This is a genomic window from Vibrio sp. 10N.222.55.B11 (assembly GCF_041473705.1).
In the GTDB taxonomy this organism is placed as follows: domain Bacteria; phylum Pseudomonadota; class Gammaproteobacteria; order Enterobacterales; family Vibrionaceae; genus Vibrio; species Vibrio crassostreae_C.
Map to the genome: position 1 here is coordinate 54,339 of NZ_JBFRST010000028.1, position 22,659 is coordinate 76,997.

Consider the following 22,659-nt stretch of genomic DNA (forward strand, 5'->3'; position numbering starts at 1 on the left):
AGCAACAAGAACATACAGACGTAACGATCGACGAACAGAAAATAGCGGATATAAAAAAGCCGCGTGTTTAAAGAAACATGCGGCTTAATTCTAAGTAGTACTGTTAGCGCTTAGCCTAGTTTAGGCGACTAGCGACTTACTTAGTAAAAACTTCTTTGAAATCACGCTTCAAGATTGCATCACGACGAGCTTTCTTGATTTGTTTAACCATGTCTTTTACACAGTTGTGTAGAACTTGGTCTAGCAGTTGAGCACGGTACTCTTCTTTTTCTTCGTCAGACATGTCTTCTGGAAGTTTAAGAGTAGGGAACTCTTCCATCACGTTAACACCAGCGAAAGCTTGGCTAACTGAGATTAGAGCGTGGAACTGCTCGAAGTTGTCTAACACATTTTGTGCGCTTGCTGGAAGACTATCCCAAGCTTCGCGTACTGCTTCTTCAGACACTTCGTGAATAGAAGTAACCATAAAGTGCATCTCTTTTGGTACGCCATCAAATTCGATAACTTGACGAAGTTCTGGTGAGATGGTGGTTAAATCGATTTCTTGTTGTTCGTTGTTTGTAGCGTCTGACATAGTATTTCTCTTTAAAAAGAAACAATGCTAAAAAGATCTGTAAAAAAGTCAATATAATATAGAGATTAGGGCATGATTTAAGCCCAAATTTGAGCTACTTTGAATATTCAACACTAGATAAAGGTGATGTGATGATAGAAAAGGGATCTTCAATGCGCATATTGCTGGTTGATGACGTTCAACTAGACAGGATGCAACTTGCTATCCGACTCAAGCAACTGGGTCATATTGTAGAAGCTGTCGGTAGCGGAAAAGAAGCCCTGAGTGTTTATTCTGATTTTGATCCTGAACTCGTGTTACTTGATATCAGCATGCCTGATATGGATGGTTTTGAAGTGGCGAATGAGGTTCGAAGCCGATTCCCAGAATGGGTTCCCATCATCTTTCTTAGTGGTCACGAAGAACCTGAGATGATCGCAAAAGCGATTGACGCTGGTGGCGATGATTACCTGATCAAGCCAGTAAACAAGGTTGTTTTGAATTCTAAGCTGATTGCGATGCAACGTATCGCGCACATGAGACGAGAGCTAAAACAAAGCACAGCCAAACTCGAAGAACTGAACATCCTTCTGCTGCAACAAGCCAACGAAGATGGCCTGACCAAATTGTATAACCGTCGATATATGGATACTAAGCTTGAAGAGAGCATAGCGTGGCACGGAAGACGTAATATATCCATGACAGTCATACTTCTAGATGTAGACTTCTTTAAGCCTTACAACGATAATTATGGTCATATTCAAGGGGATAAGTGCTTACAAGGGCTTGCTAATACCTTGAAACAGCTGTTTGTTCGTGCGGGAGAATTTGTAGGTCGTTATGGCGGTGAAGAGTTTGTTCTGATTCTTAGCGATACAGACAGTGAAGGCGCTAAGGTACACGCGACTCGAGTTAAAGAGGCATTGCATGAGATGAACTACGCTCATGAACACTCAACGGTATCGGATAGAGTGACAGCGTCACAAGGTGTGTTGTCATTTGTGCCAGAAGGTGGCGAATCTATTGCGTCTATTTACGAAAAGGTCGATCAAGCGCTTTATCAAGCGAAGCAAAGTGGTAGAAATACCTTTGTACAACGTAACATTTTGGAGCTTGCGCGTTAGTTGGCGAGCTCTTTTAGATATTTGAATTTATACTTCTAATAGCGTTTGAGCTAGGAAGTACTTTAAGTGATAAAAGAAATGCCACATTCGAAGTCATTTTCTATGACTAACACATCTTGGACGCTTGCGGTTCCTCTATTTTTTACCGCTTTGGCGACCACTGTTAATGCCAATACGCTATCTGATCTTTTTCGAAAGGATCTAGAGCAGAGCTTTGCCACTAGTGTATTGCTCAACGACACCGATGTTTTCACTTTTGGTATCAATAACTTTGACCCCAATAAAGTGTTTAGTTTGAACAATGAAGACATCGGTTCGAATGATTCGGTAAGTCGTCGCCAAAACATCACCTCCCTGAGTTTGCCTTACACATTTGAATTACCAAGTTACATCGAAGACAACCATCAAGAGGTGACGCTACGCTTGTCTGCATTGCGAATCGAGAACGATGTCGAGTACGCGGCAGCAAACAGAAACGATTTTCAAAAAGAGTCGGTAGTGTCTGGCTACGTCGAATTCGCGAATGTGTCCCAGCTAGACGAATATTGGAGCTTCAGCTCTGCAATCGGTAACCACATCTCTTACTACCGCAATGATTATGAATATCGCGCTTCGTTGCTAAAGCCTATTCAAGACCAACTGGATGGCGTATATCTCAATACTGATGCTTGGGCTTACATCATCGAGCCTAAAATCAAGCTGATGTACGAAGATAAGAATGACTGGGGAAAGTATAAATTGAGCACCAGTTGGCATTACTTTAATGGCATCGGCTGGGGCGAGGCGAATAATGGCAATGTCGGTCATCCTGAAGGGTGGTATATCGCCAATGAAGCCAAGGTTTTCTATGATCTCGTGCGTTGGGATAAGAACATCACTTCGATGTACTCGAGTATAAGACGAATTGATATTGGTGGTGACACCGTGGCATCTATGGGCACCACATCTTACTACGAGGGCAGTGTTGGTTGGTTGCTTAACCCAAACCTGTTTAATGAGTGGGTCGATAACGTGGGAATAGGTTTTACGATTAACTACGGAAGTAGCTTAAAAGGTGGCAGCTTGGTTATATTCTTCAACCAAGATTAAGCTCTTTTTTCCAGTTAAGCCCATACGGCCTCAAATCAATGAGGCTCGTTGAACTTGGAAGTGATAGTTATTGAAGCAGATCGCTATTAATGGCTTAAGCTATTTAGATCTCTAGCACTCAATATCTTTCGCTATCAACTATTGTTAACGGTCAATACACAGTTTGTTTCGACCGGTTTCTTTCGCTTTATACAGCGCTTGGTCAGCAAGCTTCAACACCTCTTCAGGATGTCTGGTGGTTGTACTATCAGACAATCCAATACTCACCGTCACATTCACCACTTCCGATGGTTTGCCTTTCTTGCCACGCTTTTTCATACCCACTTCATGATCGTCGGGGCGTTCATGACTATTACGAATCGTCATGTCGTAGTTTTGAACCTCGGAAATCAGAGCTTGAAGGTGCTCTTTAACTTGTTCCGAATGTTTTCCTTTGAAGATAATCGTGAACTCTTCTCCACCATAGCGATAAGCTTTAGCGCCGCCTGTGGTTTCTCTCAGAATGCGTGCCACCAGTTTTAACACATCGTCCCCAATGTCATGTCCGTAGGTGTCGTTGAATTGCTTAAAGTGATCGATATCGACCATCGCCATCGAATACTTACGCCCCAAGTGCTTCATATCGACTTCTAAGGCGTGTCGACCTGGAATGTTAGTCAGTTGGTCATTAAAGGCCATATCATGACTAGCAGACATCACATAGACGATGATCAGTGTGCCTGACAGCGAGAACATGGTGCTCGAGATGTACTGAATATCGAAGAAGATGAACGTACAAGAAGAAAGCAGGATAGCGCTATAAACCACAACATCGATAGAGCGGTTATACACCAACACGAGAATGGCAGTAAGGCCAAGCAAGCAAAGGCTATACAGCACTAAAACAAAAGGCAGTTTGGAGAAGTCTCTGACAATAAATAGAAGACCATCACTCCATGATTCAAAACCGCCGGCATGGAAGTGAGAGACGATCAATTGTGCCCACACCATAAATAGAACAAGAACGATGGCGTAGAGCAGCATCGACTTTGAGTTTACGCCGTTATCAGGGAAGGCATAAACAAGTAAGCAAGTGACAGGTACTAATGCCGCAAGTAACGAGAGCTCTAATAGCGTTGTGCCAGTATTGAGAGGCGTTTGTAAGCGAACTTGGATGATCAGATAAGCGACAAGCATGGTCACCGATACCATCGCCATTCGACCTTGTCTGAACGTATGGCATAGCAGAACCGCAACGCTCAATAAAATGTAAGGGAGGTTGCTAGCAAACCCTAAATTTGAGTCCGTCACGAGAATGACGTTGTCCATACCAACGAGCAAAATTGTTAACAGGACTAAAGGGAAGCAAAATCGAAACATGCTCGACGTTACAAAAGATGATGCCATTTATGTGGTGAGCCTAACTATATTGATGATCTTATTATTTAATACTATGCGTAGGATACGGTTAAACAAGCGATTGCCAAGCTTTTTGCCTAAATTAGAGCAAAAACATAGTCATAGGTCGCTATTGGTGCAATCATTTTTATATGTATTTGAGTTGCTATTAACCTTAGAACGAACTACACAGTATATATGAGAAATTAATTAGTCGTTATAGATACTTAACAAAATCTGCTCTGCTGCTCTTACGTTGGCGCTGTCACTTAAAGGGCTTGATGATCAGTTATCATTGAGTGACCTTTTCATTAAGCGACGAAGATCTGCAATGAAGTCAGAGTAAGATTAAATAATGCCTAAGTTTCAACTATGGACAGTAAAACCTATAACTGAGTTATAGAAAGCTATTAGGAATTGCATGGTTTCAAGTGACTTTAGAAACGACTGCGACTAGAAAAACCGCTACAAATGGAGGTGTGGTATGCAAATTAGTGTTGATGTACATAACTATATGGAAACTCTGGTCGGTCATGTATTGGCTACCGAGGAATATGTGTCTAGTTATACCAACGAACAGTTGGCCGATCTCGCGTGCTTGGCTTTGGGTCAGCTAAAACCTATCTATATTCGTTTTGATATCGATTTTCTGTCAGCATTGCCAGAAGACAAATTGGTGCTCTATAAACGCAATAGTGAGATCGCGGTCAAAAATGCAGAAAGTATGATTATTGACGATCGAAGACGTGAACGTGATGACAATGTGCCTGTTATATTTAGTCAACACAATTTTGACGATGACGTAGAATTGCAATGGTATGAAAAGCCGTTGTTGAACCGTAAACAGTCATGATAGTTTAGGGTGAATACGGTCATTTAAGGAGTAAAAACGTGGGATTCTTTTCTAGATTATTTGGTGGCAAAGAAAAAACCGAACAAAAAGTAGAGATTGAGCCAGTCGAATATAAGGGTTTCAATATCTATCAAGATGCCATTGCAGAATCTGGTCAATACCGTGTTGCTGGGCGAATCGAGAAAGAATTCGATGGTGAAATCAAAACTCACCGTTTTATTCGTTCAGATGTTGTTTCAAACAAACAAGATGCCGACGAATTGATGCTCAAAAAATCGCAGATGTTCATCGACCAAATGGGCGACAATATATTTAGCTAGCCAATTAGGGTTAGAATTGATGTTGGTCATAATTTAGAGAGCTTTCAGTGTATATGCTGAAAGCTCTTTTTAGTTTTAGGGACAAAGAACAGCTAGTAGGTTGTTATTAAAAGGATTATTGGCAAGTGGTTTGACCTCTTCGTTCGAGACGGTCGTCATTTATCCAAATGAAGCGCTCAAATTCCGTCCAAATCGTTATAAGTAATAACTTTTCCTGTTCTTTGAACAAAACGCTTGAAGTATTAGTTGTCGTTAGATACAAACGAATAAGTCATTCGTGCCAATAGTCAAGGAATAGCTATGCAAATTGGTGTACCAAGAGAAACGCTCGCAGGTGAAACGCGAGTCGCTGCTTCGCCGAAATCGGTAGAACAGCTTCTAAAATTAGGATTTGAAGTTTGTGTTGAATCACAAGCAGGTGCGTTAGCAAGTTTTGAAGATGCAGCTTATGAACAAGCTGGAGCAAAAGTTGTCACCGCAGATGAAGCTTGGAAATCCGATATTATCTTTAAAGTTAACGCTCCGATCGTTGACGAGTCTAAAAATGAAATCGATCTTCTTAAAGATGGCGCAACATTGGTCAGCTTTATTTGGCCTGCCCAAAATCCAGAATTAATGGAACAATTGTCCAGTCGTAACATCAACGTGATGGCGATGGATTCTGTACCACGAATTTCAAGAGCTCAGGCGTTAGATGCATTGAGTTCTATGGCAAACATCGCGGGTTATCGTGCTGTTGTTGAAGCGGCGCATGAGTTTGGTCGATTCTTCACGGGTCAGATTACGGCTGCGGGTAAAGTTCCGCCAGCAAAAGTACTGGTTGCAGGTGCTGGTGTTGCTGGCCTAGCGGCAATCGGCGCTGCGGGTAGCTTAGGTGCAATCGTTCGTTCATTCGATGTTCGTCCTGAAGTTAAAGAACAAGTTGAGTCGATGGGTGCTGAATTCTTGGAAGTGGATTTCAAGGAAGATACCAGTGCTGGTGACGGCTACGCAAAAGAGATGTCTGAAGCATTCAATAAGAAAGCGGAAGAGCTTTATGCAGCTCAAGCAAAAGACGTTGATATCATCATTACAACGGCGCTGATTCCAGGTCGCCCGGCTCCGAAGCTGATTACCAAAGAGATGGTAGACAGCATGAGTGCAGGTAGTGTGATTGTAGACCTTGCGGCGGCCAATGGCGGTAACTGTGAATACACGGTTGCGGATCAAGTCATTACAACGGCTAATGGTGTGAAGGTGGTTGGTTACACTGATATGGTTGGTCGACTGCCGACTCAATCATCTCAACTGTATGCAACGAACCTAGTTAACCTTCTGAAACTGCTTTGCAAAGAGAAAGATGGCAACATCAAAATCGACTTTGAAGATGTTGTTCTGCGTGGTGTTACTGTGGTTAAAGAGGGCGAGGTCACTTGGCCAGCTCCACCAATTCAAGTTTCAGCTCAACCACAACAAGTTAAGCCAAAAGCGGCCAAACCAGAGCCTAAAGTTGAAGAACCTGTTTCTCCAATTAAGAAAGTGGCGGGTATGGCGGTAGCTGTTGGTGCATTCGCTTGGGTAGCTTCGGTTGCTCCAGCTGCGTTCTTATCTCACTTTACCGTTTTTGTTCTCGCTTGTGTGGTGGGTTATTACGTAGTTTGGAATGTAAGCCATTCTCTGCATACGCCTTTGATGTCCGTGACTAACGCGATTTCAGGCATCATTGTAGTAGGTGCACTGTTACAGATCGGGCAAGGAAGTGGCGTCGTCACGTTCTTATCATTTATTGCCGTATTAATTGCAAGTATCAATATCTTTGGTGGCTTTACCGTGACCAAACGTATGCTTGAAATGTTCCGTAAAGACTAAGGAGTAACAGATGTCTGAAGGATTAGTACAAGCAGCTTATATTGTTGCTGCTGTATTCTTTATTATGAGCTTGGCTGGGTTATCGAAACAGGAATCTGCGCGTGCAGGTAACTATTACGGTATCACGGGTATGGCAATCGCGTTGATCGCAACGATCTTTGGCCCTCACTCTGCTGGTATTGTGTGGATCATCATTGCTATGGTGATCGGTGGTGGTATTGGTATCCACTACGCAAGAAAAGTAGAAATGACTGAAATGCCAGAGCTGGTTGCAATTCTGCACAGCTTCGTAGGTATGGCTGCAGTACTTGTAGGTTACAACAGCTACATCGATCCACCTGCTGCTGTTTCTATCAACCCTGCAGATATTCATGCAGAGCACGTTATCCATCTAGTGGAAGTGTTCCTTGGCGTGTTTATCGGTGCGGTGACGTTCACGGGTTCTATTGTTGCGTTTGGTAAGCTTCGTGGCGTTATCTCTTCGTCTGCATTGAACATCCCTCATAAGCACAAGTGGAATCTAGCGGCTATCGTAGTTTCTACACTGCTGATGATCATGTTCGTTAAAGCAGACGGCAGCATGTTCGCACTAATGGTGATGACACTTATCGCATTCGCATTCGGTTACCACCTAGTGGCATCGATTGGCGGTGCAGATATGCCAGTAGTTGTCTCTATGCTTAACTCGTACTCTGGTTGGGCAGCAGCAGCGGCAGGTTTCATGCTTGCAAACGATCTGCTTATCGTAACTGGTGCATTGGTTGGTTCGTCGGGTGCGATTCTGTCTTACATTATGTGTAAGGCGATGAACCGCTCTTTCATCAGCGTTATTGCTGGTGGATTCGGCCAAGAAGTGGTTGTGTCTGATGGCGATGAAGAGCAAGGTGAACACCGCGAAACATCAGCTGAAGATGTGGCTGATATGCTGAAAAACTCTAAGTCAGTAATCATCACTCCTGGATACGGCATGGCAGTAGCTCAAGCACAATACCCAGTGCATGAAATCACTGAGAAGCTACGAGCGCAGGGCATTAATGTTCGATTTGGTATCCACCCAGTTGCTGGTAGGTTACCGGGTCACATGAACGTACTGCTTGCTGAAGCGAAAGTGCCTTACGATATCGTTCTAGAAATGGACGAAATCAACGATGACTTCGATGAGACAGATACTGTATTGGTAATTGGTGCGAATGACACCGTAAACCCTGCAGCACTTGAAGATCCAAACAGCCCAATTGCTGGTATGCCAGTACTTGAAGTTTGGAACGCTCAGAATGTTATCGTATTCAAGCGTTCGATGAACACAGGTTACGCCGGTGTGCAAAACCCACTGTTCTTCAAAGAGAACACGCAGATGCTGTTTGGCGACGCTAAAAAGAGTTGTCTAAGTATCTTAGAACATCTATAGAGATCACCTCTAAACAATATGTAACAACTCGATAAGGAGCTCATTTGAGCTCCTTTTTTTATCTTACGAAAGCGACTCTATGTGTGATCTCAGTTGATACGAAGTTGACGAAGCCTGATGCAAAACTTGTCGCAATTGAGGTTTGGCTTGCCAATCAGCCTACTAGTACGTATGTACAATGTGGCCGTAATATATTGGCCTTTATCTCTGTAGCTCGCCATTCTCAAAGTTTTTCATGCGGTTAAAAATTTATCTTTGATAGCGAATGGTATATATTTGGTTGATCTATATGAATTTGCGTTGGTTTGTGATCATCAAAAGAACATTTACTCTTCTTATCGCTACGTTGTCTGTGTCTGCAAACGCATTTGCTGACTCTTTACCTGAGCGTATCGATAATTTCACCAAACTCTTTGATCATGAAACGGCAATCGAATCTTACGATATTCGAGTGCTACAGGCTGATTATCCAACACGTTTGATCATGCCGTCTTCTATGCTGCCACAAACAGCAGAGTACCCGTTAAAAGACATTCAGCGCTTGTACCAGTTATCAAAAACCTGTAGTGGTAAACTGCCGTTAAGCCCTTTGATTACTGAGCCTTTAGTTTTTACTCGTGCAATGTGTAAAGGCACCAAGCTTTCTGACCGTTGGTTTAGCCGTAGTGGTTTGATTCACCCTGGCGGCGGTTCTTATGCGGCACGATACGTTGAGAAGTACCCAGAAAAATTCGACTCTCTGAAGCGCTTTATGCATATTCAAGAGCGACCAAACACCGAACACGATGAACTACTGTCTCGCTTGCAACAAATGGATAGCGAAGCAACCACCGCGCTGTTAGCGGGTGCCAGTATGTTTGTTGAGCTTGATGAGATGTGGGTAAAACGCGGCGACAGATATTACCTGTATAAAAAATCAGTCTGGAACGAAAATGCCACGCTTGCTGGGTTATCGTTTAGCTTGTCTTCAGAAGGTAAAAGCTGTTTTGTCCAGCGTGGTAATGTGTGTTGGGAAATAGAAGATCATTCAGAGCTTCTGCAAGTCGCCATGTTTATCTTGGTTATTGCCAACATCATGCTTGTCTTAGGTTGGGCGATTTACCGCTGGAACAGCAAGAAACAAGAGATGAAGAGTCGCATGCTGGTTCTTCAAATCCTAACGCACGAATTAAGAACGCCGATTGCGAGTTTGTCATTGACGGTGGAAGGGTTCAGGCGTGAGTTCGAACACTTACCAGAATCGGTATATGATGAGTTCCGTAGGCTGTGTGAAGATACACGCCGTTTAAGACAGTTGGCGGAAGCAAGTAAAGATTACCTGCAATCAGATAATCAACCGCTCGCAACAGAGTGGGTGCCAAGTGTTGAAGAGTGGCTCCAATACAAAGTTGAAGAAGACTTTGCGCCGGGGATTGAACTCCGTGTAAACAAAGATATAGCTGCAAAAGTGAACGTATATTGGTTGGGAACGTGCATCGATAACCTAATCAGAAATGCCGTGAAATACGGTGTGGCTCCAGTAATTCTAGAACTGAATACTTCTGACAAGAAGCTGACATTCAAAGTTATAGATAATGGAGACTTGTCTCGCAAAGATTGGGGGCAACTAAGAAAGCCATTCGTAAGTAAGAGTGGACTCGGTTTAGGTCTGACGATAGTGGAATCTATGGTTGGAAAAATGGGCGGTCACATGACGCTTATCGGCCCCCCAACAACATTTATTTTGGAGATACCTTGTGAAACAGACATTGCTTCTCGTTGAAGATGATAAAAATTTAGCTGACGGTTTATTAGTTAGCCTTGAGCAAGCTGGATATGAATGTTTGCATGCAGAACTGATCTCTGAAGTTGAAGGCTACTGGGAACAAGCGGATCTAGTGATTCTAGACCGTCAACTTCCTGATGGCGACTCAGTAGATTCACTTCCAGGTTGGAAGAAAAAGAAAGATATCCCAGTTATTTTGCTGACGGCTCTCGTGACAGTAAAAGACAAAGTAGCGGGCCTAGATTCAGGTGCAAACGACTACTTAACAAAGCCATTCGCAGAGGCTGAGCTATTTGCTCGAATTCGTGCTCAACTTCGCCTGCCAGATTCTGAAGAACAAGATGCATCAAAAGTTATCGCTCAGAATCTTGTTATCGATAAAGCGACACGTGAAGTGTTTTTCAATGAACAGGAAGTAACGTTAACGCGCACTGAATTTGACCTTCTACTGTTCTTGGCAAGTAACCTTGGACGTGTGTTTACACGTGATGAGCTGCTTGACCATGTATGGGGTTACAACCATTTCCCAACAACACGTACGGTAGACACGCACGTTCTGCAACTAAGACAGAAACTGCCGGGTCTAGAAATTGAAACGCTGCGTGGCGTTGGTTACAAGATGAAAGCGTAATGAGAATAGCCTTACTTCCACTATTAATGTTTTCTTGCGTAGCGAATACCGCGCAAGCAACGGATTGGTTTAAGAGCAGCGATGCTCTGACTCAAGTTCATAAACATCTGCTAGATAATGATTTACCTCAGATGTTTGACTCATTAGTGGAAGTTTGGCAAATCAACTCGTCTCAATCACGAGAAGATCACCTCAATGAACTGTTCGATCAAGCATTGAACAAAGATTGTGGTAAAACTCTCACCAGAAAAACACTCCCAGATTGGATTAGTTCAGTCGTCGTTAAAAGACACATCATTCAAAGCCCTGGCCGAGATACCTTTCGTGTATCGATTAATGTTGAATCCGAAAACAACATTCAAGACATTACCTTCGAGAAGTGGGTCGATAAGATCGTTTCTTCGGACAGTGAGTTAACCAAAGACAGTGAAGTGGTTAACAACGCATCGGTGAGTCTATACCGCAAGCGTTACAATTTAGCCTCTCAACTTGAATCCGGTTTATACCGTTTAAGCGTTAAAGGTGATGGCGGAAAGTCTTGGAGCACTTGGGTTGTTTTGGGTGAAGTTGCCATGCGTCAACAAGTTCGCTGGGCATCAAAAGACACGTGGCGAATCGATAAAAAAGAACTACTCAATCCTTATTGTCCGCTCCCTAAGCTCGAAATCGGTTTGTACGATTACGTTGATGAACACTATGAACAGGTCTGGGGCAAGAGCTACGAATCTGATTATCCAATGAACCTTACTGGTGAAGAACTTCCTAATGATCGCTATGTTTTAGCGGTTTCAATGGTGCATTCACGCTGGCAAGGCGACATAGCGATAGAACAAGCACAAACTATCAGTAAAACTTATGATATTTCTAGCGAAGAAGAGTTAAAGTAATTTAAAATTGTGCCGTTAACTATGTAAGGGATCTAACAAAGATAAACGGCATGAAAAAAACTACAAAACTACTCGCAGCGTCAATTGCATTCGCCAGTCTTCCTCTTTCAGCAGCAAACTACGCCATTGAAGCGCGTGGTGATGCGATGGGTGGTGTTGGTGTTGTTTCAGCAAACTTCCTAACTGCTCCATTCTATAACCCAGCACTTGTTGCCATTTATCGTCGTAATGATGACATGGGAATGATCACGCCAAGTTTTGGCGGTAATTATAATGACCCTAATAACTTAGTTGATGATATCGATAATTTAGTTGACAGCATTGAGTCAGGTACTGTGACTGGTTCTGATCTAGATGCTCTTAATGGTGATAGCCTGAATGTTGATTTAGGTGGTGTTGTAGCATTCGCTCTACCAAATCAGTATATTGCAGCAAACGTATTTGCAAAAGCATACACTGAATCATTTGTAACCCCTGATACATCTAGTGACGCTGCTAATAGTGACTTGGTTAATGCTGAGTTAACTGCTGTTAAAGCTGTTTCTATTGGCATTATGGAAGCTGGTATATCATTAGCAAAATATCAAACGTTCATGGGACAACATTTGTCGTTTGGTATTTCTCCAAAACTCCAAAGAATCTATACGTATAACTACATTGCCTCGGCACAAAACTACGATCTAAGTGATGTTCGAGAAAACGACACCGCGGAAACTACATTTAATATTGATGCAGGTGCGCTTTGGTTTTACGGCCCATTTAGAGTGGGTTTTTCTGCAACGAATATTATAGACCGTGAGATTGAAACTAAATCCGTTAGCCAACAGCTAACAAGCAGCACAGGGGCTACAAGAACAGTAACATCGAGTCATTCTTATAACCTGGGGCCTGTCTACACTGTTGGTGCGGGGATCGTTTCTGATTACTTTACGTTGAGTGTTGATTATGATTTGAATGAAGCAGAGAAGTTTACTTCGTTCGAAGACAACGAACAGATGATTCGTGTTGGTACTGAAGTCGACCTGTTACGTCAACTTAAGCTAAGGGGAGGGTACTACAAGAACCTAGCTTACTCTGATTCGGAAGGAACAGTCACAGCCGGTATTGGTATCTCGCCACTCAACTTGTTCCAGTTAGATCTAAGTGCGAACTACACAAACGAAAATGCAATGGGTGCTTCAATCAATTTCCTTGCTAGTTACTAACAGTCCTTATATAGTTCTGCTCCTAAATAAAGGAGCAGAGCATGCTAAACGACTTACCAACCCTTTCTCACGAAGAACAACAGAAAGCTGTTGAACGAATTCAAGAAATGATGACTCAAGGCATCAGCACAGGACAAGCGATCAAAATTGTTGCTGAGCAAATTCGTGAAGAAATGAGTAATAAAGAAGAGTAGGGCATCAGCCCTTCTTTTTTAACACCGTAATGCACTATAACTAAATATATTACCCTCTAGTATATTATCTCGTACACCCCAACTCTTTAGTTACCCTAAATCCCAATCTACCAAAAACCATTAAATACCTTATATTCAGCAAGTTACGTCGGAGTAATCCACTTTTCAGGCTTTTCTTGGCTTTGAGTTGTAATTAAATTACAGCAAGATCTGAAAGTAAAACAATCGCCATTTTAGGTGTCAGCATTTATGTCACCACGTCTAAGTGGTTAAAAATGTGGCGTTTTTTAAGGCTAGTGACGTTGTGACTTCTATTTTTTGCGGATACGAGTGTATGAATGTTCAGAAGCAGACAAATGAGGATTTCATCTAAAAACAGCGCGAGATAAGTAGCGACGGTAATGTTCAAACCGATACCGCGAGTGACTTACCACTGGTTAGAGCGCGCGTTACTAGCCAAATATGTGGACTTTTAAAACAAATGGTTAGGAAGCTTAGAGGCGTACGGAAGAGCGGTTTATAGAGCGATTCAGGAACGATAAGTATCAACCTGAGAATGCTATCGATGGTGTTATAGCAAACGGTGTTATTACAGATGGTGTTATAGCAGATGGCGAGAGCGCGCTTATAGTCATACGAATCGATTTAAGTTCTGATGAGACAGCAAAGCTTATGGGCTTGTTTGGTCAGCACTTAAGAATCTAACGGGTGCTTAATTGGAGAGTAGATATCGACAGGGCATTAATGGCGTGTGATTGAGTATTAGCAGAGAGTTGAATGTGTAACTGCAGTCCAGTCTAGCGAGGCTTAATAAAACGTAACGACTTGGTTTCGTCCGTTGTCTTTCGCTTGGTAGAGCGCTTTGTCTGCACGTTTGATGGCAGTACGTATCGATTCATGCTCGTTAAGCTGCGTTACTTCGGTCGAAGTCGTCACTTTAAGCGCATTAGGCCAAGGGCTTTGGTCCATTGCTAGGTAAAAATCATTGATAGATTCGTTACACTGTAGCGCAGTTTGTTCCAGGCAAACGAGTAGAAACTCCTCCACCACCCCAGCGATAAAGCAAGTACTGCTCACCAAGGCTCTCGTTCGCCGTTGCGACAAACTGAATAAGTACTTTGTCACCCACTTCATGGCCATGTTGATCATTGATCTGCTTAAAATGGTCTAAATCAAACAACGCGATGTGAATCGTTTTTCCTTGTTGCGCCAGCCATTCGAAATCATAGAAGGTATCTAACGCTTCGGTTCGGTTTCTACATCCGGTCAACGGATCGGTTGTTGCCTTTACCTTGAGCTCTTCAATTTCTTCGGTCAAATAGCGTTGTTGCTCTGCTGCACGCGTTTTGCTTCTTTGCGCGATATGTAACGCACAACCCACATAATAGATGGCATACGTCACCCATAATCCAATTAGGAGTTCGCCTAACAAAGCTTTGCTGATGATTTTACCGTGGAAAACAATGCTCGAGATCTTAAGTGAATGATGTCCATCAAGCGTGCTCGCTCCAAGCCCGAGCTCAACAGACACCGCGTTTGTAATGTCTACCGCGCTACTAGTAATCGGTTGGTTGTAATGATCAATCCACCAAAAAGGAACGTTGAAGTAGTTTAAGTCGATGTGGTTTTTATCTGGTAACGAGAAGTCTAAGCGATTGAACTTATTCGACATAGCATCGCCTTTCACGCTGTAATTCTTGTCGTAATTACGAATGTAGAAGCGAAACCTTGGGTCTTCTTGGCCTTGGTAATCCATATTAATGGTGACCGAATCGTACGTAGAGAGATCGAGCCCTTTACCTTGTATCGATATAACGAATTCAATTTCACAGAAGGGTAAGCTATAGGTTCGTTCGAAGTCACACTGTAACTCAATTCCATCTTCGACTTATGTAATGAGCCTACGGTGCCACCATCGTGGTCTCTGTCTGTGTTAACGCGTGTAGGGTATTTGTCGGGTGTAATAACGTAGCTCTTATTCATGAGCGTATTAAAAAAGATCAACGACACTAGCGTGATTGCTAGGCAAAAAATCGAAAGGAATATGTTGAGTTTTCGGAATGCTTTGTCGCTCATGATACTAACCCGTACACGTGATTCGAATGTAATGCGCAATGCCTTAGAGTTGGCGCAATCGAAGATTCTATTTGAGTATTGCCCTAGGTGGAATCGGTATACCTAAAACTAACGCAGAGCTCAGGTTATACAGTAAAGAGGTTCATTTAACCAAATGGAAGTTTAAAATCTGAACGCAGAGCCTTGATTCTGAATGTTATTTGCTCAATAAGTACGGTTTTTACGGGGGTAACAATTTAACTGTATATTTATACAGTTAAATTTAAAGCGGCTCGGTTTGTTGTAATCAGAGTGGTGTGTGCAAGTTTTATGGCTTGCTGTAATAACGAGTCACGAGGCAATTGTTACTGTTCATCAATTAAAGTGGAGGGTAGTTATGTTGCAGTGTCACTTTTAAACTCAATTTTATCGAAACACTTTGTTAGCTATTTAATCTTTCGTAGCACTCATCTTGTCTTTCATTCCCAATTACGCGCCATATGTCGAACAAGGCTTCAATGCACTGCAGAGCATCCCTAACCCTTATTGGTTTGTAGTGGGTGCTGTTGTGGTTGATATGCTAGGCATGCGGATACCTACTTGAATACTACGCATCTCGATGGAAAACAAAGTGATGGCGTTCCTTGATGCGTTAATCATCGATCTTATTACAGGTTGAATCTCAAGCCTTGGCACGATTGCAGCTTTGAAAACGGACATCAACTGGATAAAGCGAATGCAAAAAGGCCAAGAGCAACGGATACGAAAACTGGAGATTCCGAATGAAAGGACACAAGTGCAAAGGCCGAAAGCAAAACGGCCAGCTAATGAAGGGCTACACGCTTAGAAATGGACGAGTGGTCAAGGCGAACACGACAAGAAAACGCTACAAAAACCCCGATAAGACCGACCAATCCAAAGAGCCACTTTGTTATAAAAGTTGTTCTTTTTTATGTTATCTATAAGAGACTGAGCTATCAGCATCTAGCTTTATAGCTAATGATTTAAATCACTGTTATAAATGAGCTTTACTTATATAATTACGCTACTAAAAATGAGAGTAGTAAATATTTTTGATCTAATTGCTACTAAGTTTCAATATGAAAAAACTATGGCAATTAGCTTAAAACACAGAAATGCTATTGGGATAGATTGGCTAGCCGTTACACGTTTTCGATGTGTTAAAAAATGCGCTATTGAATGAGCGGTACGTTAAACGCAGGAGAGGAGCTAGAGCCAAGGATAGGGTGTATCTGGTTTTACAGCAGAGAAACGGCACAAGTATCAATGTCCATCATAAAATGTCGATACTCAACATGAGAAAATAAATTATGACTATCAGGTTGTTAGTTTTTACATAAGCGAAGTAAAGTCGTTGGTGAATTCGCATTTTATAACCTAGGTTTGTTTTTTTAATTTTAATCACTAGCAATAACAGGAGAATTATATATGGATTTAGTTAGTGTAAGTGCTGATTCAGCTATAAAAAAAGTATCAGGAAATGAAGCTTCGGAGATTGTTAAATTTATTAAGAAAAAACTTTTTGAAAAATGGAGTAATTATGCTGGGAAAAAGGAAATGGAATGTTACTCAGAGAAAGTAGTTAGCTATTTCTATTTCTATACAATCACAAACCCAGATAAGAAAGTGTTTATTGATGAAGTTTATGTCCCGATAAATATGAAAACATCAGATAATATTGAAGTTTCAGCCGAAAAGTTATTTATCAAATCAAGGCATATTAATGTAATTTCTGGTGTTGCAGGTCATGGTAAGTCAACTATGCTAAGATATCTGATGAAAAAAATAGTTCTTGAAAAAGAATCACATGAGATTCCAATTTTCTTTGAATTGAAGTATTTCAGAGATGGAGGTTTAGAACAGCAACTTTGTGATTGGCTTAACAATAATGGGCTGAGTGTGAATGTTTCATTCCTTGAAAAGTTACTTACAGATGGTAACTTGATACTGTTTTTTGATGCTTTCGACGAGTTACCTAGTTATTTAATGGATACTTGTGTCAGTGAAATAACAAAATTACACCAAAAATATCCTAATACGAGTATCACGGTGACGACTAGACCTGATCTTCAAATAACTAAAAATCAGTTTTCCACCAACTACAAATTAATGGATATAAACAGAGAACAAGCTTTTGAAATAATTTTAAAAGCTAGCGGTGATAAGTTAAGAGCGCAAGAGGCTATAAGGGAAATATATAAGAGTAAATTTGTGTCGGGTGTAATTAAAACGCCATTGCTGGCCGTTTTAATTAATGTTACGTATGAGCATTGGAAACACCTTCCTGAAACGATGTCGCAATTCTATGAAAATGTATTTAGTACGTTACTAAGAGTTCATGATGGGACTAAGTCAGGTAAGAGAGTTGATCGAGAGATAGGTATTGGTCTTCATGATTATCAAATATTAGAAGTTGTGTATAATATCTCATATAAGCTTGGGTGTGATGACATTTATGAGTTTAATAACAATGAATTTGACAAGTTATCTGAAAGTATTTTAAAAAAGAAGAAACTTGATAGTTCGAATGTTACACCTTTATTTCGATGTCTAACTAAGGTATGTAATATAGTTATATCGGATGGCAGAAATAATTATAAGTTTATGCATAAAAGTTTTCAGGAATTTTATGCTGCAAAACATGTTGAAGGTCTTCATCATAATAAAAAAGAACAGTTTTACAGCAACTGTTTAAAAAACGTAGAATTTAGAAATAAGGTTAATAAAACTCTAGACTTTCTTTATGAAATAGATCAGGTTTACTTTTTCGAGTACCTACTTGTTCCATATTTACTAAATGAAAAGTTCATTAGACCATATAGTGATGATTTTGATGTTTCAGTTTTAAGAACTTATGATTTTAGTCATTTGGTGAGGTTTATGATTAACTCAAAATATATATCAAAAGACGCGAGCATTATAGAAACCAAACCAATGGATTTGTATTTTTATAGGAAGTTGATTGATGAAGAATATCTAGATGAGGTTTTAGGTCTGATAAATAAAGAAATATATGAACTTGACCTAACAGACTTGTGTCAAGATTTAAATCCTGCACATAAATTACATCGTCTTGAAAATATGTACTCAATGAATGACATAGTTTCTAAATATGGTTTAGAAGATAAAATTGTAAATAGTGTTTTAAGATCTTTTGCCGAACAGGAAATTTCTTTAGATTCTGTTGAATCTGAATTAGAAGAGAAGTTAGATTACTTTTATGACCAAAAAGAATCTTCCGATGAAAATGATGTATCTGATTTATAGATTTGTTTTATGCGTTGAAAAATATCACCACGATTTATATAAGTAGGCTCCTCAATGTAGTCCAAACCTCAATGGACTCTTAGTGAGCAATATAGTGGAGCGACAACTTAATAATATCTGTGTGTGTGTTTGAACCCAAGGTATCTTTGGTATACGACGTTCCCCCCCGAAACGGCAGCGGATGCGCTTTCGGGGGATAATATTTTGGGGGAATCAATTCGACCGTGGCGTTCGACGAGCTGACGATGTTCGTCGCGCTAATACGCAAAACTGAGCAATTCTTTCGGATTAAACTCGCGTCGTTCGTGACCAAGGTAGCACGGTCAAAGTGAACCTTAAATACATTCCAACGATAGTCTAAAGGCAAATAACCGCGAGCATGGATGTTTGTGAGTTTCGGTAAAGTGACTTAACCCATGTGAACATGTCTGTTCATGACATTACGGAGATCTGATGAACACACAGAGTAATCCAATAATCGAACCAACAAACACAAACTTTAGAGCGAGCTGTAAGTTGGGTTTAAAAAACTCAGCATGGAAGCTTACAGACGAGCTCGTGTGAGAAAACTTAACTGGCTTAGTGGATAACCCAAAACAGAATTCAACGCGTGTAGCCAACAAGAAACACGGTGGCGTGTGTGAAATCTGAAAAAGAAACGACAGCAATGCCCACAAGGTTTACACACAGCGCGCTGAATCATGAGTACAAGAAGATGTAAGTCAGACAGACAGAACAAATGTTCTCGTTGATCTGCCTTGTGTAAACGAATCATGTAGATGTTGGCCACACATATAATGGTTGGGTTAAAAGAGCATTTAGAGAATGCTGGTGAACTCAATATGCTTGAGGCACCAGTTGTATTAAGGGTTTAAGGGGAAACGATGATAAGGATAGCTTTGGAAAATAGTGACATTACTATCTGGGTCTTACAGTATCAGTGCGTATTATGTACGTTATGTTAAATGGATTTTGATGTTTATAAGGCAGGTATCTTTGTGTGATGCCCTGCCTTTGTATTGTGCCGATATTCTCTAATTTATACTGTGTATTTAACCAAACTGGCTATTTACCATAAAATACCTAATAACCAGTGATAATAATCTTCGATTTTAACCCTGGTATTAGTTAGAGATTAACCGCCAGCAAATTTAACTTTGTAGCCTTTCTTTTCAAGGTGCGCTTTGATCTTGTCGCGCGCGTCACCTTGAATTTCGATGTTGCCATCTTTTACTGAGCCACCGCAGCCGCAAACTTTCTTGAGTTCTGCTGCCATTAGTTTTAATGGTGCGTCATCTAGGTCTAAGCCAGTTACGACAGAAACGCCTTTGCCTTTACGGCCTTTGGTTTCTTTTTGGATTCGAACGATACCATCGCCTTTAGGACGTTGGACTTTCTCTTCTTCAGGCTTAATGCGACCTGTTTCTGTTGAATATACTAGGCTCATAATTTACTTCTTTTGTTGCTCTGCTTTTTGTTTTGCGAGTAAGTAAGCTTCTATATGGCGTTGGATTGCAACCTTGCCGCCTTTGATTAAGCGACCGTTAAACATGCAATACCACGCATTAGGCTCACCGGTGTCATTCTTGATTTGGTAGCCGTTGAAGTTTTCAGTCGAGCCACCAGTTCCTCTCGACTTATTTAATGACATGAATTCTTTTGGATCAATAATAGATGCGGTATCAATCCACCAATCAATACTCTTTTTCACGGCAGCTAGGTTGCCCTGAATAACGTTGTTTTTTAACTTAGCACGCCAAACTGTGTTGTTAGCATCTATCGATTGAAGATGGACGCTTCGGTAAATTGAATTAGCCATATCTATTAATCATCTTTCTGTTTTCACTGCATTAATCATAAGTATACTAATAATGATATCAAGCATAATATGGTAAAAACACCTGTCGAGGTATGGTAATTTGAGAAAAAAAGTCCCTATTTTAACTGACTCTGTGATAATTAATTCATTTATTGAAAAATTAAACAGCAACGCGACAATAGAAATTATAGATGAGTTGACAGGATTTCAATACTCTTGCAATTCACTGTTGGGCATTTACAGTGATTGGAATCGCTATCATGCGTTCTGTACCAAACATCGTATTAACACACTTCCCGCATCTATAACCGCTGTTCGTCGTTTTCTTGAAACGGAGTCTAACGATAGAAAATACGCATCGCTAAAACGTTACACTGCAACGCTTAGCATGTTACATACTGTGTTGAGCTTTGCTAACCCGATCAAGCACAGGCAAGTTCGCTTTACCCTACTCCACTTACAATCTCAAATGGCCGGTGACGCTAAACAAACCAATGCTATGACATCTGTGCATCTCACTGATTTGAATACGTTACTCTCCCATGAGAAAGCAAACCTGAAAGAGATCAGAGACATTGCTATTTATAACGTGATGTTCGAGTGTGCTTTAAAGCGCTCAGAGCTTAAGTTGTTATCGATGAGTGATGTTGAGTACGTTGAAGATCATTACCAAGTAACAGTCAAAGATTCGGCTTATCAGTTGTCACAAATAGCCAGTGTTGCACTTCAACGTTGGCTTTCGTTTACTGGTATACAAGATGAGTTGCCAGTATTTCGTGCGATAGACAAGCATGAGAATATTGGTTTGCAGCCTTTAGATGATTCGTCCATCTATAGGATATTGAGAAGAGCTAGCGACTTACTTCAACTGCCAGAAAATCACCATTTCTCTGGAAATTCGATTCGTGTTGGTGCTGCACAAGAGTTGTCGAAACAAGGTCTTAAGGTTAGAGAGATTCAGGACTTTGGTCGCTGGCTTAGCCCTGCCATGCCAGCCCAATATGTGGGTTTCACGGGAACGGCTGAGAGTGAGAAGATGAAGTTTAAGGCGCTAATACCTTGGCAATAAACGGTTCGTAATTACTTGGATATTGTTACTTGGATATAAGTTGTGGCTAAATGATAGATTCGTAAAAAACGGCTAGCTTTAAAAACAAAAAGTGCCTTGGCGAAAGCTTAAGGCACTTTTGGGTTCAGCTCTAAGTGAACGAAAACGAGTTAGAAACCTAAGAAAGGCTTGTTCTCACGCAGTTTTCTAAGAACTGGCTGAATTTGTGGCCGTCATGCTCAACCATTTTAGGGAACATGGAGATTGGCGTCATACCTGGGAAGGTGTTGACTTCGTTCAGGTAGATCTCGTTGTCTTGCGTTAAAAAGAAGTCGATACGAGACAAGTGACGAAGCTTCATCTGGGTGAAGACTTTTCGTGCGCTGTCTGCAATCAATTCACGCTGTTCGTCAGTTAAATTACTTGCTTCAACTTCAGTGATCGAGTGGCTGTCTGCACTGTACTTCTCTTCGTAAGAGTAAAATGCGCCATTCGGTGCAATCACCTCACCCGGCTTGCTGATGTGTAGCTCGCCATCGATTTCATAAGCAGCAATTTCTAGCTCTCTAGGCACCACTGATTTCTCAACCAATACTTGGTCCGAGAAAGTGAACGCCTTGTTGATAGCCTCGCTTAAATCTTCTACTTGGTTAACTTGGTAACAACCTACAGAAGAACCTTGACGAGCCGCTTTCACAAACACTTTACCCCACTTTTCAAATGCTTGAGTTGCTTGTGAGTGAGCTTGATCATTGTTGTCTGATAAGAACAGGTACGGCGTGTTTGGAATACCAAGTGCGTCGTACCAAAGCTTTGACGTGATTTTGTTAAAGCTGTTGTTGCTTGCTTCTGGACCACAACCTAGGTATGGAATTTTAGCCATTTCAAACAGTGATTGAATGTCACCTGTTTCACCTGGGAAACCGTGTATGCAAGGCACAATGAAATCGACTTTAGATGCTAAATTGTCACCGCGTAAGGTTTGGTCGTTAATATCAAGATAAACCAATTCACCTGAATCAAGACACCAGCCTTCGTTCTTAATTTCAACTCTTACAACGTTAAAATCTGCAACGCTATTAAGTTGTTCAAAAAGGTAATTGGCTGAAACTAAAGATACTTCATGCTCTGAAGATCCACCGCCGCAAAGTAGAAGGATGTTTGTGGTGTTCATGGGTAAATTCGGTCCTTGAAA

At 41.2% G+C, this 22,659-nt stretch carries 18 protein-coding genes and 1 pseudogene; 13 read left to right on the top strand and 6 right to left on the bottom strand.

Annotated elements, in window-relative coordinates; translation table 11 throughout:
• Positions 1-136 precede the first annotated feature (136 nt).
• On the bottom strand, positions 137-574 hold the full coding sequence (locus AB4503_RS10845; protein WP_017060108.1) for a DUF3069 domain-containing protein: 438 nt from the start codon (positions 572-574) through the stop codon (positions 137-139).
• A gap of 131 nt (positions 575-705) precedes the next feature.
• Between AB4503_RS10845 and AB4503_RS10850 the strand changes: the two genes are divergently transcribed.
• Together AB4503_RS10850 and AB4503_RS10855 are read left to right on the top strand one after the other, a co-directional pair.
• Positions 706-1,677 (top strand): diguanylate cyclase domain-containing protein, encoded by a 972-nt coding sequence (locus tag AB4503_RS10850; protein WP_372114587.1) that lies wholly within the window; start codon positions 706-708, stop codon positions 1,675-1,677.
• Between the two features lie 78 nt (positions 1,678-1,755).
• The gene (locus AB4503_RS10855) at positions 1,756-2,766 is read left to right on the top strand and encodes a Solitary outer membrane autotransporter beta-barrel domain (protein ID WP_372114722.1); all 1,011 of its coding nucleotides are present in this window, start codon (positions 1,756-1,758) and stop codon (positions 2,764-2,766) included.
• A 144-nt stretch (positions 2,767-2,910) separates the two neighbouring features.
• Here the strand turns inward: AB4503_RS10855 and AB4503_RS10860 are convergent, their stop codons facing one another.
• Positions 2,911-4,152, bottom strand: coding sequence for a GGDEF domain-containing protein (locus AB4503_RS10860; RefSeq protein ID WP_032546996.1), 1,242 nt, complete (start codon positions 4,150-4,152; stop codon positions 2,911-2,913).
• A gap of 475 nt (positions 4,153-4,627) precedes the next feature.
• On the opposite strand from AB4503_RS10860, the gene AB4503_RS10865 reads away from it, so the two are divergent.
• The 9 genes from AB4503_RS10865 (at position 4,628) to AB4503_RS10905 (ending at position 13,254) form a co-directional block, all read left to right on the top strand.
• Complete coding sequence (locus AB4503_RS10865) at positions 4,628-4,996, top strand: late competence development ComFB family protein (RefSeq protein WP_017060104.1); 369 nt, start codon at positions 4,628-4,630, stop codon at positions 4,994-4,996.
• 38 nt (positions 4,997-5,034) lie between these two features.
• Positions 5,035-5,316: an HlyU family transcriptional regulator gene (locus tag AB4503_RS10870; RefSeq protein ID WP_004731023.1), complete on the top strand. Its 282-nt coding sequence runs from the start codon at positions 5,035-5,037 to the stop codon at positions 5,314-5,316.
• A gap of 300 nt (positions 5,317-5,616) precedes the next feature.
• The gene (gene pntA, locus AB4503_RS10875; RefSeq protein WP_371720917.1) at positions 5,617-7,164 is read left to right on the top strand and encodes a Re/Si-specific NAD(P)(+) transhydrogenase subunit alpha; all 1,548 of its coding nucleotides are present in this window, start codon (positions 5,617-5,619) and stop codon (positions 7,162-7,164) included.
• 10 nt (positions 7,165-7,174) lie between these two features.
• Positions 7,175-8,572: a Re/Si-specific NAD(P)(+) transhydrogenase subunit beta gene (gene pntB / locus AB4503_RS10880; RefSeq protein WP_017064580.1), complete on the top strand. Its 1,398-nt coding sequence runs from the start codon at positions 7,175-7,177 to the stop codon at positions 8,570-8,572.
• A 289-nt stretch (positions 8,573-8,861) separates the two neighbouring features.
• Positions 8,862-10,334 (top strand): sensor histidine kinase VxrA, encoded by a 1,473-nt coding sequence (vxrA, locus tag AB4503_RS10885; protein ID WP_372114590.1) that lies wholly within the window; start codon positions 8,862-8,864, stop codon positions 10,332-10,334.
• Positions 10,309-10,968 carry a response regulator transcription factor VxrB gene (vxrB, locus tag AB4503_RS10890; protein ID WP_017060099.1) on the top strand — a complete coding sequence of 220 codons (660 nt, stop codon included), beginning with the start codon at positions 10,309-10,311 and terminating at the stop codon, positions 10,966-10,968. Before vxrA ends, vxrB begins: the two co-directional genes overlap by 26 nt.
• The gene (locus AB4503_RS10895) at positions 10,968-11,855 is read left to right on the top strand and encodes a DUF2861 family protein (RefSeq protein WP_029235234.1); all 888 of its coding nucleotides are present in this window, start codon (positions 10,968-10,970) and stop codon (positions 11,853-11,855) included. The genes vxrB and AB4503_RS10895 overlap by 1 nt, the downstream gene beginning before the upstream one ends.
• A gap of 50 nt (positions 11,856-11,905) precedes the next feature.
• Positions 11,906-13,060: a conjugal transfer protein TraF gene (locus AB4503_RS10900; RefSeq protein WP_372114592.1), complete on the top strand. Its 1,155-nt coding sequence runs from the start codon at positions 11,906-11,908 to the stop codon at positions 13,058-13,060.
• A gap of 41 nt (positions 13,061-13,101) precedes the next feature.
• A complete protein-coding gene (locus AB4503_RS10905) occupies positions 13,102-13,254 on the top strand; it encodes a YoaH family protein (RefSeq protein WP_017073513.1) in 153 nt (50 codons plus the stop codon).
• Positions 13,255-14,061: 807 nt separating this feature from the next.
• Here the strand turns inward: AB4503_RS10905 and AB4503_RS10910 are convergent.
• Positions 14,062-15,369 (bottom strand): annotated as a pseudogene (locus AB4503_RS10910) (GGDEF domain-containing protein).
• Positions 15,370-16,758: 1,389 nt separating this feature from the next.
• Between AB4503_RS10910 and AB4503_RS10915 the strand changes: the two are divergent.
• Positions 16,759-18,597 carry an NACHT domain-containing NTPase gene (locus tag AB4503_RS10915; protein ID WP_372114594.1) on the top strand — a complete coding sequence of 613 codons (1,839 nt, stop codon included), beginning with the start codon at positions 16,759-16,761 and terminating at the stop codon, positions 18,595-18,597.
• Positions 18,598-19,732: 1,135 nt separating this feature from the next.
• Here AB4503_RS10915 and yciH read toward each other — a convergent pair.
• Both yciH and AB4503_RS10925 read right to left on the bottom strand, forming a co-directional pair.
• The gene (gene yciH / locus AB4503_RS10920) at positions 19,733-20,044 is read right to left on the bottom strand and encodes a stress response translation initiation inhibitor YciH (RefSeq protein WP_008221404.1); all 312 of its coding nucleotides are present in this window, start codon (positions 20,042-20,044) and stop codon (positions 19,733-19,735) included.
• 3 nt (positions 20,045-20,047) lie between these two features.
• Entirely contained in the window at positions 20,048-20,416 is a 369-nt protein-coding gene (locus AB4503_RS10925) for a DUF3319 domain-containing protein (RefSeq protein WP_017060095.1), read from the bottom strand.
• A 100-nt stretch (positions 20,417-20,516) separates the two neighbouring features.
• Here AB4503_RS10925 and AB4503_RS10930 point away from each other — a divergent pair, with 100 nt between their 5' ends.
• Positions 20,517-21,485: a tyrosine-type recombinase/integrase gene (locus tag AB4503_RS10930; RefSeq protein ID WP_372114596.1), complete on the top strand. Its 969-nt coding sequence runs from the start codon at positions 20,517-20,519 to the stop codon at positions 21,483-21,485.
• A 157-nt stretch (positions 21,486-21,642) separates the two neighbouring features.
• On the opposite strand, the gene AB4503_RS10935 is transcribed toward AB4503_RS10930, so the two are convergent.
• A complete protein-coding gene (locus AB4503_RS10935) occupies positions 21,643-22,638 on the bottom strand; it encodes a D-alanine--D-alanine ligase (protein WP_017064584.1) in 996 nt (331 codons plus the stop codon).
• Between the last annotated feature and the right edge of the window lie 21 nt (positions 22,639-22,659).

Bases quoted from the DNA above. Each gene is read 5' to 3' on its own strand.
- AB4503_RS10845 (WP_017060108.1), bottom strand. From the start codon at position 574: ATGTCAGACGCTACAAACAACGAACAACAAGAAATCGATTTAACCACC.
- AB4503_RS10850 (WP_372114587.1), top strand. From the start codon at position 706: ATGATAGAAAAGGGATCTTCAATGCGCATATTGCTGGTTGATGACGTT.
- AB4503_RS10855 (WP_372114722.1), top strand. From the start codon at position 1,756: ATGCCACATTCGAAGTCATTTTCTATGACTAACACATCTTGGACGCTT.
- AB4503_RS10860 (WP_032546996.1), bottom strand. From the start codon at position 4,152: ATGGCATCATCTTTTGTAACGTCGAGCATGTTTCGATTTTGCTTCCCT.
- AB4503_RS10865 (WP_017060104.1), top strand. From the start codon at position 4,628: ATGCAAATTAGTGTTGATGTACATAACTATATGGAAACTCTGGTCGGT.
- pntA (WP_371720917.1), top strand. From the start codon at position 5,617: ATGCAAATTGGTGTACCAAGAGAAACGCTCGCAGGTGAAACGCGAGTC.
- pntB (WP_017064580.1), top strand. From the start codon at position 7,175: ATGTCTGAAGGATTAGTACAAGCAGCTTATATTGTTGCTGCTGTATTC.
- vxrA (WP_372114590.1), top strand. From the start codon at position 8,862: ATGAATTTGCGTTGGTTTGTGATCATCAAAAGAACATTTACTCTTCTT.
- AB4503_RS10895 (WP_029235234.1), top strand. From the start codon at position 10,968: ATGAGAATAGCCTTACTTCCACTATTAATGTTTTCTTGCGTAGCGAAT.
- AB4503_RS10900 (WP_372114592.1), top strand. From the start codon at position 11,906: ATGAAAAAAACTACAAAACTACTCGCAGCGTCAATTGCATTCGCCAGT.
- AB4503_RS10905 (WP_017073513.1), top strand. From the start codon at position 13,102: ATGCTAAACGACTTACCAACCCTTTCTCACGAAGAACAACAGAAAGCT.
- AB4503_RS10915 (WP_372114594.1), top strand. From the start codon at position 16,759: ATGGATTTAGTTAGTGTAAGTGCTGATTCAGCTATAAAAAAAGTATCA.
- yciH (WP_008221404.1), bottom strand. From the start codon at position 20,044: ATGAGCCTAGTATATTCAACAGAAACAGGTCGCATTAAGCCTGAAGAA.
- AB4503_RS10925 (WP_017060095.1), bottom strand. From the start codon at position 20,416: ATGGCTAATTCAATTTACCGAAGCGTCCATCTTCAATCGATAGATGCT.
- AB4503_RS10935 (WP_017064584.1), bottom strand. From the start codon at position 22,638: ATGAACACCACAAACATCCTTCTACTTTGCGGCGGTGGATCTTCAGAG.